Below are 13,251 nucleotides of genomic sequence, written 5' to 3' on the forward strand. Positions count from 1 at the left end.
AAAGCCATTAAAATTTGCTACAATTTACCAAAAATTTAAAATCTAAAGGGCAAAAAATGGACATTTTAAAGGACTTTGGCGAGCCACGCATCAAGCAAGTGATGCTACCAAAAGATACAAACTCAGCTGGCAATATCTTTGGTGGCTGGATAATGAGCCAGATCGACCTTGCAGGTGCGCAGGCTGCTAGAGAAATTTCGCCTGAGCGAGTTGTGACAATTTCGATGAAAGAGATCATCTTCAAACAACCAGTCTTTGTTGGCGACGTACTAAGCTGCTATGCAAAGATCATCGCAGTTGGCAAAACATCGATAACAACGCAGATAGAAGTGACTGCACTTAGGCTAAATGATGGCGGTTTTAGAGAGACTATACACGTCACAAGTGCCATTGCGACCTATGTTAGTGTGACAAAAGATGGACACAAAAAACCGATAGATGAGAAGATAAAAGAGCTGCACGGCTTTTAAAATTTGGTTGCAATTTATGCAGCCAAAACCTCTAAATTTATCACTATTTTTAAAAGAATTTGAAAAAAATTAACTTCAAAAAAGAGAAATTTCAACTTATTTAAATGCTTTATAAAGTAAAATCAGCCCTTACACTTTTTTGGGAGAAAGATGAAAAAATCACGCTTAGGGCTTTTACAAACGCATATTTTAGATATCTTAACACAAGATGAGCTGGAGAAATTTGAGTTTAAAGAGCTACCAAAAACAAGCACGATCTACACCGAAGATATCGAGATCATCATTTTAAAAAGCGGCTCAGCAAAGCTCTCATTTTTTGAAGATGGCGAGGAATTTATCCTTTATCATTTAGAAAAAAATAACATCGCCATACTCGATGACAACTGCGCATTTGAAGTGCTTGAAGATGCCCAAATTTATGTCATTAGACTAGATGAGATAGGTGAAATTTTGCACAATCAAAAAGCTGCAAGCGAGATACTAACAACCACGCTAAACACCATAATCGTGCAGCGCCAGATCACAAAGTCGATACTTTTTGAGGACGCAAAGGGCAGGATCGCAAATTTCTTGATCGAGCTTGCAAACGAGCAGGATCTAAAACAAAATGGCTATCGATACGTGTTTTTGCCATTTTCGTTAAAGGTGCTATCAAGCTTTGTTGGTCTCAAGCGCCAAAGCGCCTCAACAGCCTTTAATGAGCTTATCAAAGACGACATCATCAGAAAGATCACACCACACGAATTTCTCATCATCGACCACGAAAAACTTGAAAGTTACACGAATTAAAAAGCTTTTACGCCCTATCTTTAAATTTAGCGAGCCTATCTCGAAGCTCTTTTGAAAGTGTAAATTGTGAAAGCTCATATCTGTCAAAAATGACGATCATATCATCGCCAAGTGCCTGCACTAAGCCAAAACACGCATCTCTATCAAGGCGATTTTTTCTAAATTTAACACTTAGCGCATCGACTTTTTTCTTATCGCCAAAGCTCTTAATGGCGATCTCATCGATGTCTTTGAATAAAAATTTGATATTTTTTGAGCCTTTTTTTATGACAAATCCATCATCATCTATCTCAAAAAAGTTATTTTGCAAGATCTTTCTCACGCAAAAAAAGGTTGAAATGGCGCCAACGATGACACCAAAAAGAGAGGGTGTGCCAAGATCAAGATAAAAGTAGCTAGCGATGCTAAAGACAAATAGCCCAAGCCCAAAGGCTAGCGCCCAAAAAACATCTTTTTTACTCTCTTTGGTTATCATTTTTGCCCTTTTTATGCCAAAAGTCCAGCACCATTTATCGCTTGGCTGCGCTCTTTGGCGTAAATTCTCTCGCCATTTATCACGTCATATTTCCAGATCGGCGCATTTGCCTTAAAGTCCTCGACAAACTCGTTTATAAGCCTTAGCGCGACCTTTCTTTGAGGGCTTACTACACCTGCCACATAAGAGCTCGTATGCACCGGCACATCGCCTTTTGAGTGAGCAAAGAGCACGTAGGCATTTTCTTTTTTGGCTCGCTCCTGCCAAGCATCTAGCCATCTTTTAAGGATCGGCTCATAGATATCAAAGCTAAGCGCTGAAATTCCGCCCTCTTCTCTTACTATACCCACAAAAGTGATGAGCGCACCGCAGTTTTTATCTTTAAATTTATCATACCACTCGTTTGTGATGCTTTGAACGTCCAAGCTACCATTATAAATTTGCATCTTAGCCTCCACAAACTGGCGGCAATATAGAAATTTTATCGCCTGATTTAAGAGCGAAATTTATATCGCTTACGATCTCGTCATTTACAGCCACAGCGCAGATATTTAGCCACTTTTTAAGCTCTTCTTTCTCGCTTAAAGCCGCTTTTACCTCGCCTAAATTTTTTGCTTCTACTTTTATACTCTCAAGCCCGATAGGCCCAAGAAATTCGATCTCTACCACATTTTATCCTTTGAAATTTTTGCTGATTTTACTTAAAAATAAATTTAGATATACTTATTTGAAAATTTACAAAAGAGAAAGAAAATGAACGAAATTTTAAAAAGCATAAAAACCCCAGCCTACGTCTGCGAAGAGGCAAAAGTACGTAAAAATTTAGAGCTTTTAAAGTATGTAAAAGAGCAAAGCGGAGCTAAAATTTTAGTAGCGCTCAAAGGTTTTGCATTTAGTGGAGTGATGGATATGGTGGGCTCATATCTTGACGGAGCGACTTGCAGTGGGCTTCACGAGGCTAAATTTGCGAGCGAATACGTAAAAGGCGAGATCCACACGTATAGCCCAGCCTTTAAAGATGAGGACTTTGATGAAATTTTAAAAATTTCAAAGCACATCACATTTAACTCTTTTGCTCAGTGGCAAAAATTTAAAGGCATTGCCCTGCAAAACGGCATCATCTGTGGCCTGCGGGTCAATCCAGAGGTCTCACTAGCGCCAACTGATAGCTACAACCCATGCGGTAAATTTAGCAGGCTTGGCATCACAAGGGCAAATTTTAAGCCAGAACTTCTTGATGGCATTAGTGGGCTTCATTTTCACGCGCTTTGCGAGGAGAGTGCTAGCAGCTTGCAGACCGTACTGGAGGCATTTGAGGAGAAATTTGGCGAGTTTATACCAAAGATGAAGTGGATAAATATGGGTGGCGGCCACCACATCACGAGGGCTGATTACGACGTGGAGCTGCTTATAAAGATAATTAGGCGTTTTCGCGAAAAATACGGCGTAGAGGTCTATCTGGAGCCTGGCGAGGCTGTGGGCTGGCAGACTGGCTTTTTGATAAGCAGCGTGCTTGACATCGTGCACAACGAGAAAGATATCGCCATCCTTGACACCTCAGCCGAGGCGCACATGCCAGATACCGTGCTCATGCCTTACCGCCCAGCCGTTAGAGGCGAGAGTGAAAACGGCAAATTTGCTTATAGATTTGGCGGCAATACCTGCCTAGCTGGCGATATAGTGGGGCTTGAAGCGGGCGATGCGGAGTATAAATTTGATAGCGAGCTAAAAATCGGCGACCGCGTCATATTTGAAGATCAAATTCACTACACAATCGTGAAAAACACGACGTTTAACGGCATAAAACTGCCTGATTTAGTGCTTTTAAAAGAAAATGGCGAGGTTAAAATGATCCACGAATTTGGATACGAAGAGTATAGGCGCAGAAACTAGGCTAAAATCTATTTTTAAAGGTAAATTTGGCTTTTTAAATTTAGGTCAAATTTATCTGGCCTGCAAATTTTGCAAAAATGGTTTTGAACTGCCTAAATTTAAAAATTTATCTTGAAGCTATTTTCGTTTTCAAAATTTAAACTTATTAAATTTGGCAAATTTAAAGCCCGATTACGAACTCCAAAATGATTTAAATTTATTATCTACAAATTTTATCTTGACACTTTTTGCTAAAGCTATCTTAGCTTGCTATCCTTTTTAAATTTAGCAAATTTCTGACTTTATCAAAAGGTCACAAGCTATTTTAAATTTAATACCCATAAATTTTTGCAAATTTATCTATTTTTGAGCTTTTTTGCCAGTTATATTCGGTCTCGTTTGCGATCTTTTGGGCTAGCTCCTTGCCAAACTGATTGCTGATAAAACCAAGTGCCATATCCATGCCAGCAGCCACGCCTGAGGCTGTGTAAAATTTACCTGCCCTCACCCATCTGGCGCGCTCTTGCCATTTTACAGCTTCGCCGCAACTTTTTACCCACTGAAGCGATCTTTTATTTGAGGTAGCCTTTAGTCCGTCAAGCTCTCCTGTGCGAGCGATGAGCGCTGAGCCTGTGCATACACTTAGGCAAATTTGAGATGCCAAAACGCACTCTTTAAGCTTAGAAATAAACTCACTATCATCTACAAGCGTCCTTGTGCCTTGACCTCCAGGGAGTAGCAAAACGCCCTCTTTTGGCATCTTACTAAGCTTTTTAGTCTTTATAAAAAAGCCTTGCTTGCTTCTTTTCATCCCGCCATCAAACGAGACGTAGCTTATCTTCATCTCAGGCACTCTTGCTAAAAACTCCACTGGCCCCATGAGATCAAGCGTCTCATACTCATCAAATATAAGGCAAAAAAGATGCATAGTGCGGTCCTTTTTCGGCTAAAATTTGGCTTTATTTTAGCTAAATTTTCAGATGAAAAACGATAAAAATTAACAAAACTTAAATGTTTTTTATAAAATTTTTAGTAATCTTTTTTGCTAAGGTTTGCTTGTGATTAGCTCTGATATAATAGCCGCAAAACGGCATAGCTGTGTGATTTTAGCATATTTAACCAAAGCTTAAATCATTTAAGCTTTAGCAAATAAAGGAATAAAATGACGAGAATTCTTACTCTACTTTTTACATTGTCTGTTGCGGCAATGGCCATTGAGGGACCAACTGGCGTCAATCAATATGACAGCACCATTTGGGCAGCACAGAGGATAGAAAATATCAAGCCTTATGAGCATGGCTGGGGCCCGATATTTACTTTTATACAAGGCAACGACTACTTCGCGATAGCTGCACTTTCCATCATTTTAGCTGTTATCGGCGCGTTCGTGCTACACTTCTTGATCATCGGACCAAAACACTTTAGTCATGAGGGCAAAAAAGTGCTTGCTTTTTCAGTATTTATACGTATAGCTCACGGTTTAGCTGCGATCTCTTGGATCATCTTGGTGCCAACTGGTATCATCATCATGTGGGGTGCAGAGCTAGGTGGTGGCACATTTGTGCGTTTCTGTAGATACTTGCACGAGATAGCAACTGTGATCTTTGCTATTTCTGTGCTACCGATGCTCTTTAGCTGGACAAAAAGAATGCTCCCAGCAGTATACGACATCAGATGGATGATGATAGTTGGTGGTTATCTATCAAAGAAGAAAAGACCAGTCCCAGCTGGTAAATTTAACGCAGGACAAAAAGCATGGTACTGGATCGCTATCCCTGGTGGTATCGTGATGATCATCACTGGTGCGATTATGTATTTTCAAGACTTCAAAGAGCCAGCAGTTGCTAGTTGGTTTGGTATCCAACAAATCGATCTTTTAAGATATAGCGTAGTTATCCACAACTGCCTTGGCATCGTCTGTGCGGTATTTTTCTTAGTTCATATCTATATGGCTGCGATCGCTATACATGGCGCTATCTGGTCGATGATCACTGGATACAAAGAAGAAGAAGAGGTCTATGTGCTTCACCACTACTGGTATCAAGAGCTTGTTAAAGAAAACAAGATCCCGGTATCTGACTACGAAAAATCTTACACAAATTTAAAATAACTAGCCTTGACCTTGCGACTTACGCAGGGTCAAACTCTCTTTTATAGCAAATTTCACAGCACAAATCCTTTTAAAAAATTAATATTTTTTAGCTATAATCCAAAATCAGTTTCAAGGTTTGAAATACTAATCACAAAGGAAAAACAATGACAAGAACAATTGATTGCAGAAATTTAGAGTGTCCAAAACCAGTCATCATGACTAAAAACGCACTTGAGGGTTTAAATGAGGGAGAGAGCTTAGAGATCATCGTAAATGCCCTAGCTCCAAAAGAAAATATCTCAAGATTTTTGAGAAATCAAAATATAGAATTTAGCCTAGAAAGCAATGGCAATGAGACTAAAATTTTAGCCATCAAAGGCAAAAGCGCACTTGAGCTTACAAATTTTGATGAATTTGTCTGCGATATCACGCCAAAAAATGAAAAAGTGCTCTATCTAAACGAAGAGCGCGCAGGTAGCGGCGAAGTTGGCATAAATTTACTATCAAAATTCCTAGGTGCACTTCTTCAAGTAGAGAAAAAACCAAAGATAATCATCTGCGTAAATAACGCCGTTAAGATGACGACAAACCGCTCACATCCAAGCTTTAAGCCGCTTAAAGATCTTGAAGCTGCTGGCGTTCAAATTTTAAGCTGCGGAAGCTGCTTGGAGGCTTATAAACTAGTAAGCGATCTTGCAGTTGGCGAAATTTCAAACGCTTATGAGATCATCGACATACTCTCAACTCACGAGCAAATCAAACTATGATCTATCACGACAAAAAGCTTACGCAGTTCGTTAAAGCCGCTGGTTGAGCTGCTAAGCTTGACCCGTCGGGTCTTCACAAAACGATTAGTAGTTTAAATTTATCTCATCCAAACCTGCTCTCAAGCATCGGCTCAAACGAAGATGCGAGCGTTTTCAAGCTCTCAGACGATCTAGCACTCGTTCAGACGCTTGACTTTATCACGCCAGTAGTCAATGACCCATTTATCTATGGTCAGATCGCTGCTGCAAATAGCCTAAGCGACGTCTTTGCAATGGGTGGCGAGGTGATAAACGCCCTAAATATCGTGGGCTTTGATAGCTGCAACCTTGCACCTGAAATTTTAGGCGAAATTTTGCAAGGTGGAGCCGATAAAGTAAGAGAGTGTGGTGGCGTCATCGTTGGCGGACACACGATAGAGACGCAGCAGATGTATTATGGGCTAAGCGCGACTGGCAAGGTGAGCCCACAAAATTTCTGGGCAAACAACACAGCAGAAGTTGGTAACGTTTTGATCCTTACAAAGCCTCTTGGCAGCGGCATCTTAAGCACAGCGATCAAGGCTGATCTACTAAGCATGGAACAAATAAATGAGGTCGCAGGCATCATGGCTCAGCTAAATTTCTATGCTCTAAAAGCACTAAGTGGCATCAAGGTTTATGCCGCTACCGATGTGACTGGATTTGGATTTTTAGGGCATTTGAGCGAGATGTTAAACGACAAGATCAGCTTTAATGTCTTTGAAAAAGATGTGCCAGTGATCGCAAGCGCGAAAGAATTTGCCGATATGGGCATCATCCCAGAGGGAAGCTACAAAAACCGCGAATTTGCAAAGCATTTTGTGAGCAAAGAGGCTGATATCTTGCTTTTTGATGCGCAAACTTCTGGCGGACTTTTGCTAGCTGTTAGCGAAAATGAGGCAAATTTAGCTCTATCACGCCTAAAAGAGGCTGGCTATGAGCACTCAGCCATTATCGCAGAAACTATCCAAAAAGGCGAGTTTGATATATTTTTAAACTAACTCTAGGCTAAATTTAGCCTAGTTTTCATGCACTAGATGATAAAATTTCTAAATTTCTTTTAATTTACCTAACCACTTTATAATGTCAAGAAATTTAACAAAGGAGATATGATGAACTATCTTGAAATTTTAAAATTTCGCCACGCTTGCAAAATTTTTGACGAGAGCAAAAAGATCGGCGCTGGCGAGTTTGACTTTATCCTAGAGGCTGGCAGACTAAGCCCAAGCTCGACTGGCCTTGAGCAGTGGGACTTTTTGGTCGTGCAAAACAAGGAGCTTAGAGAAAAGATCAAAGCTGTTTCGTGGAACCAAGTGCAGATCACATCTTGCTCGCATTTGGTGGTCGTCTTAGCAAAGATCAAAGAGATAAAGGTTGGCAGCAGCTATGTGGATAAAATGATCACTAGACGTGCAGGTAAAGATCCTGAGATGATCGCTGCGAGGCAGAAATTTTACAACGACTTTTTGCTATCAAATTTCAAAAACGACGATGAGCTAACCTTTCAGTGGTCACACGAGCAGTGCATGATAGCTGCGACAAATATGATGAACGCAGCCGCAAGCCTTGGGATTGACAGCTGCCCGATCGAAGGCTTTGACAGACACGCTTTAAATGAAATTTTAGGGCTTGATGAGAGCGAAAAAAGAGTGGCTATCATAGTGCCATTTGGCTACCGTCTAAATCCACAACCTGAAAAACTACGCAGACAAAGATCTGAAGTAGTTACTTGGATCTACTAAGTCACGGGGCAAAACGCCCTGTGATCTCTTTAAATTTAAACAAAAAGGCATTTTATAAGCTAAAAAAAGTAAATTTGCGTTAAAATCATGACTAGTTTTAAAAAGCGAGGCTTAAATTTAATGCAAAAAAATAGCGCTAAACCAGTTTTGCAGATTTTTAAGAGGTTCTATGTAAAGATAGCACTACTTCTTTTTGCCTTCATCTTTCTTGCACTTTTTGTCATATTTGCTGGCATAAACGATATAAAATATGAAATTTCAACACTAAATTTTATCACTAGAAACAATATCGTGAGTACATTTGTAGAGGTAAAAGACAATATCACCACAAAGGCAAGACTCATAGCAAACGGCGTAGAGCCATTTTATGAAGATACTGTTGTAAGTAAATTCTACGCCGCTTTTTACGTGATAGCAAAAGACAACTCCTTGCTTTATGAGCGTAAATTTGAGGGCGCTTTTGAGTTACATAACTACGATATCTCGTGGTTTTCAGATATCAAAGCAGGCGAGTTTAGGCTCTCTGATAGATTTTACAAAAATAGACGCTTTAAAGATATCTACATAGCTTACGGGCTAAAAAATGGCAATAAAATTCTCGCCCAGTTAAATCCAAACCTTTTAAAAAATAGGGTCGATACAGGCTACAATAAAAACCTTGCCGCATACGTCTTTTTGGTCGATAAAGATGGCAACCTCTCAAGAGATGAGTTTTATAGAAAATTTATAAAAGAGGACTTTAACAAATACATCTCGCAAGGTGGCGAGTTTAAAGCTGACAAGATCATTTTTAAACTAAAGGATATGAATTTTTACAAGATCAGCTACCTAGAAGAGCAAAAGCTATTTGTCATAACAGGCTCTAGCAGGCAGGCACAGATATTTATCCAGCTAGTTCTAGTCGTGCTTTCATTCTTGTGTTTTGTCGCATTTAGCATACTTTGGCTACGTGATAACTCATATATAAAAGATAAAATTCTCTCTCCATTTATTAGAATCGCTCTTTTTGCGGCAGATAAAAGTAAGCCAACTGATGAAGAATTTGACATAAAAGAATTTACCTCGCTAAATAACAGCATCAAAAAACTCTACGAAGATAGAGATAAAGCTTACGAGACGGCACAAAGCTACGAGAGTAGATTTGGCTATGTCTTTGAAAAGAGCTTTTTAAAGATCGTGGTCTATGACGCTTATACTGGCGTCATCACGGACATTAGCAACGCTCTTTTAGAAAATCTAGGCTACAAAAAAGATGACGTAGCAGATCTAAATATCAAAGAGCTACTTGAAGATGAGTCTAAAAATTTAGCAGAAGATAGAGAAAACGCTATCAATAATGATATATCTTATGAGGCTAAGCTAAGGCGTAAAAATGGCGAGATAATCGACGTTTTAGCAACCCAAAGTAGCTTTGAGCTAGAAAACACAAGGCTAAATTTCATACTCATAAAAGATATCACTCAAGAAAAGATGACGCAAAGAAATGACGATATCATCAAAAGCTACGTCTTTTTATCGCCAAATGTCATCGCGATCGCTTCGGCACAAGAGCCATTTTTGATCATCCAAAGCACAAACAATGTCGAGAAAATTTTTAACGTCCAAAGCCAAGGTCTCATAAATTTAGAAGATATCATCGCAAGCGAGGACTTTGATAGCTTTAAAGCTGCCGTGCTAGCAAGTAAAAAAGCCTTTTTACAAGCAAGCTTTAAAAATGAAGAGCTAAATTTCATAGCAAATATGACAAACGCTTACGGCAAGAAAATTCCATTTAAGATAAAGGCTAAATTTATCGATGCAGACGAGCAAAAGGTCATCTACTCATTTACCGATCTTAGCGACATGCTAAAGCTTCAAGAGAGATTTGAAAAACAAAGCAAAGAGAGCAAGGCACTGCTTTGGGCGAGTGAGGCAAATGTCTTTACTTGGGATAAAAGAAGCGATATGCTCAACATCTCAGACGAGCTAAGTAAAATTCTTGGCACGCAAAGCACTCTAAATTTCGAGCAAGCAAAGTCGGTCTTTGTCGATGAGTTTGATAGTTTTTATAGCTTTTTTGAGAGCTTAAGAGATGCTCAAACATACATCAAAGATATCAAGCTTTACAGCATAGATAAAGAAATTTTACACTTTAGACTAAGGGCAAAAGCGCTTGAATACGACGAATTTGGCGAAGTAAGCTTGATAAAAGGCACATTAAGAGACCTTAGCCTAGAAGATAGCTTCTTTGTCTGCCAAGACCTGCTTGCAAAAATTTTCTCATTTAGCAAAGAAGAGGTCGTATTGCTTGATGAGGAGATGAGGGTTATTGACGCAAATGACGCATTTTTTGAAAGTGCGGGCGCAAAAGATAGCGTATATCTAAAGGATATCACCTTTATAAAGCAAGGCTTAAGCGATATAAAACACCAGATCATAGAGACTATAAACCAAGGCGGCTCGTGGAGTGGCAAGGTTTGGAGCGAAAATAATAAAAACAAAAGCAAGCTTGAAGTCATAGAAATTTTACCGCTTATCGATGCGAACGAGAAAAAAACTGGCTACATCATGCTAGCAATGCTTGCAAATAACGAAGCACAAAATGAGAAATATCTAGAATTTATCGCATATCACGATCCGCTCACAAAGCTACCAAATAGATTTTTACTCTACAACAAGCTAAATTCTCTCATACAAAAAAATGAACAAAAAATAGCCGTCATCTACCTTGATATGGATGATTTTAAGAGCATAAACGACAACTTCGGCCACCAAATAGGCGATAAATTTTTAGTAGCTATCTCTGAAAAGATAGGCGCTATGTTTAATGGCAAAAATATCTTTGCAAGGATAGGCGGAGATGAGTTTGTAGGCGTCATAAACTACGAAAATTTAGGCGAAGTCTATGAGATAGCGCAAAATATGCTAAGGCTAGCTTCAGATGAAGTAAAGATAGACGAGCTAAAACTAAAAGCAAGCGCTAGCGTAGGCATAGCGCTGGCTGATAGTGAGCTTGGGGCTGATGATGTGCTACAAAGAGCCGACTGGGCGATGTATCAAGCCAAGATAAGTGGCAAAAACAGAAGCTATACATTTGATGCGAAAAAAGATGTCTATTTTAAGAGCCAGTATGAAGATGGCTCAAAAATTTTAAAAGCGCTTGACGCTGGCGATATGTTTTTAGAATTTCAACCAGAGATCAGCTTTAGCACGGGCGAGACTTTAAGTTTTGAAGCGCTTATTAGATGGAGAAAAGATGGTGAGATCATCTATCCAAGCGACTTTTTACCACTCATAAAGACAAGTAGCGCATCGAGCAATATCGCTTTATTTACGATAAAAGAGGCGCTTTTAGCAAGAAAAATGTGGCTAGAAAATGGCATAAGCGCAAAGGTTCGCGTAAATTTAAGCGTTAAAAAGCTCTTTACAGAAGAATTTTGGCATAAATTTAAAGCGATATTTGAAGAGGATAAAAGCCTTGATCCAACTGGGCTTATCATCGATGTTATCGACGCTGCAACAGCTACAAATTTAGAAGTTTTAGAAATTTATGTTAGAAAGTATAAAGAGCTTGGCATACACTTCTCGCTTGACGACTTTGCCTCATACTCAAGCTCGATAGAAGCTCTTGGCATGCTAAAGACAAACCGCTTTAATATAGACAATAAATTTTGCCAGCATATCTTTAACTCAAAAGAGGCGCTTGAGAGCATAAATATGATAAGGTTTGTGGCTGATAAATTTGGACTAAATGCGACTATAAAAAATATCGATGACAAAAGAACGCTTGAGTTTTTACTTGGTCTTGGTTTTGATAAATTTCAAGGCAACATTTTCTCATTGGCACTTTTGGCAAAAGATGCTGCTTCATTTAAATTTGAGAGACCATATCTACACATAAAAGACTATAAAAATAGCGAGAATTTCGAGCTTTTTAAAGGCTTAGTCGTGCTAAAAGAGCTTGCAAATGAAGTGATAGCAAATTTAAATCAAGACGACAAACTAACACAAAGCCTAAAACAAAAAATAGAAGACGAGATAAAAAATATAGGTAAATTTAATCAAGAAATTTCCATAAATTTAAGCAAACTAGCAAGCAGTAGTGACAGCGGCGAACTCTATAATCTAGCCGTCTCCATCATCAAAGAGTGCGATATAAATTTAGGTTTTAGTAAGGAGATAAGAGTTGAGTGATGTAAATGTTTATGAGCACGAGATCCCAAACGGAAGCAAACTTTACTTTGCAAAAAGTGCGAAGCTAAAGAGAAAAATCGAGCAAAAAGCGAGTGAAATTTTAGAAGATGAAGGTTTTAGCGAGATCGTAACGCCGTTTTTTTCGTATCATCAACATCTAAGCGTGGATGCGACAAACCTTCTGCGCTTTAGCGACAGTCTAAACCACGAGATAAGCCTAAGGGCTGATAGCACGGTTGATACCGTTAGGATCGTGCTTAGAAGGCTTAAAGCAAATGAGCCAAAGAGGTGGTTTTACATCCAGCCAGTCTTTCGCTACCCAAGCCAAGAAATTTATCAAATAGGCGCTGAACTTATCGGCGAAAACGACATTTTAAAGAGCATAAATATAGTAGCAAAGCTCTTTAGCGAGCTTGAGATCGGCGCTTGTTTACAGCTTAGCAACATGCAAATTCCAAGGATAATTTGCGAAATTTTAAACTTAGAGATAGAAATTTTTGAAAACTCATGGCTAGAAAAAATTTTAGCCCAAAACGTGCCGTGGCTTAGCAAACTAGCCCTTTTAAAGGACGCTAGCGAGCTTGATGAGATAGTAAATTTAGTCCCTGATAAGCTAAAAGAGGCGCTAAAAAATTTACAAAACGTAGCCAACTCACTAGAATATAAAAATTTAAGAATAGTTCCGCTATATTACTCAAAAATGAGATATTATGATAGTTTATTTTTTAGATTTTTAAAAGATAACGCCATCTTAGCAAGTGGTGGAAACTATGAAATAGACGATATTTCAAGCAGCGGGTTCGCTGTATATACTGATGCATTGATAGAAGAAAAAATTAATTTAAGGAAGTAA

Annotated in this window: 13 protein-coding genes; 9 read left to right on the plus strand and 4 right to left on the minus strand. The window is 39.0% G+C overall.

What is annotated here, in order from left to right:
- Positions 1-56: 56 nt before the first annotated feature.
- Positions 57-470, plus strand: a complete 414-nt coding sequence (locus B9N65_RS04255) for an acyl-CoA thioesterase (protein WP_087581367.1) — start codon at positions 57-59, stop codon at positions 468-470.
- A gap of 150 nt (positions 471-620) precedes the next feature.
- The gene (locus B9N65_RS04260; RefSeq protein WP_087582938.1) at positions 621-1,259 is read left to right on the plus strand and encodes a Crp/Fnr family transcriptional regulator; all 639 of its coding nucleotides are present in this window, start codon (positions 621-623) and stop codon (positions 1,257-1,259) included.
- Between the two features lie 7 nt (positions 1,260-1,266).
- Here the strand turns inward: B9N65_RS04260 and B9N65_RS04265 are convergent, their stop codons facing one another.
- From B9N65_RS04265 to B9N65_RS04275, 3 genes are read right to left on the minus strand one after another with little or no spacing between them, the layout of a single operon-like run.
- Complete coding sequence (locus tag B9N65_RS04265; RefSeq protein WP_087582939.1) at positions 1,267-1,734, minus strand: molybdate transport repressor; 468 nt, start codon at positions 1,732-1,734, stop codon at positions 1,267-1,269.
- 11 nt (positions 1,735-1,745) lie between these two features.
- A complete protein-coding gene (locus B9N65_RS04270; RefSeq protein WP_087582940.1) occupies positions 1,746-2,180 on the minus strand; it encodes a molybdopterin synthase catalytic subunit in 435 nt (144 codons plus the stop codon).
- A gap of 1 nt (position 2,181) precedes the next feature.
- Entirely contained in the window at positions 2,182-2,403 is a 222-nt protein-coding gene (locus B9N65_RS04275) for a MoaD/ThiS family protein (protein WP_002941462.1), read from the minus strand.
- 84 nt (positions 2,404-2,487) lie between these two features.
- On the opposite strand from B9N65_RS04275, the gene nspC reads away from it, so the two are divergent.
- Positions 2,488-3,627: a carboxynorspermidine decarboxylase gene (gene nspC / locus B9N65_RS04280; protein ID WP_087582941.1), complete on the plus strand. Its 1,140-nt coding sequence runs from the start codon at positions 2,488-2,490 to the stop codon at positions 3,625-3,627.
- Between the two features lie 310 nt (positions 3,628-3,937).
- Here nspC and B9N65_RS04285 read toward each other — a convergent pair whose 3' ends face one another.
- On the minus strand, positions 3,938-4,534 hold the full coding sequence (locus tag B9N65_RS04285; RefSeq protein ID WP_087582942.1) for a DJ-1/PfpI family protein: 597 nt from the start codon (positions 4,532-4,534) through the stop codon (positions 3,938-3,940).
- A gap of 234 nt (positions 4,535-4,768) precedes the next feature.
- On the opposite strand from B9N65_RS04285, the gene B9N65_RS04290 reads away from it, so the two are divergent.
- The 6 genes from B9N65_RS04290 (at position 4,769) to B9N65_RS04315 (ending at position 13,251) form a co-directional block, all read left to right on the plus strand.
- Positions 4,769-5,716 (plus strand): formate dehydrogenase subunit gamma, encoded by a 948-nt coding sequence (locus B9N65_RS04290; RefSeq protein WP_087582943.1) that lies wholly within the window; start codon positions 4,769-4,771, stop codon positions 5,714-5,716.
- A gap of 146 nt (positions 5,717-5,862) precedes the next feature.
- Positions 5,863-6,465, plus strand: a complete 603-nt coding sequence (gene yedF / locus B9N65_RS04295; protein WP_009295368.1) for a sulfurtransferase-like selenium metabolism protein YedF — start codon at positions 5,863-5,865, stop codon at positions 6,463-6,465.
- On the plus strand, positions 6,462-7,484 hold the full coding sequence (gene selD / locus B9N65_RS04300; RefSeq protein ID WP_087582944.1) for a selenide, water dikinase SelD: 1,023 nt from the start codon (positions 6,462-6,464) through the stop codon (positions 7,482-7,484). The genes yedF and selD overlap by 4 nt, the downstream gene beginning before the upstream one ends.
- 111 nt (positions 7,485-7,595) lie before the next feature.
- Positions 7,596-8,225: an NAD(P)H-dependent oxidoreductase gene (locus B9N65_RS04305; protein WP_087582945.1), complete on the plus strand. Its 630-nt coding sequence runs from the start codon at positions 7,596-7,598 to the stop codon at positions 8,223-8,225.
- A 120-nt stretch (positions 8,226-8,345) separates the two neighbouring features.
- Positions 8,346-12,398, plus strand: a complete 4,053-nt coding sequence (locus B9N65_RS04310) for a diguanylate cyclase domain-containing protein (protein ID WP_257640027.1) — start codon at positions 8,346-8,348, stop codon at positions 12,396-12,398.
- Positions 12,391-13,251: an ATP phosphoribosyltransferase regulatory subunit gene (locus B9N65_RS04315; protein ID WP_087582947.1), complete on the plus strand. Its 861-nt coding sequence runs from the start codon at positions 12,391-12,393 to the stop codon at positions 13,249-13,251. The genes B9N65_RS04310 and B9N65_RS04315 overlap by 8 nt, the downstream gene beginning before the upstream one ends.

It is taken from the genome of Campylobacter concisus (assembly GCF_002165815.1).
Lineage (GTDB): Bacteria > Campylobacterota > Campylobacteria > Campylobacterales > Campylobacteraceae > Campylobacter_A > Campylobacter_A concisus_BH.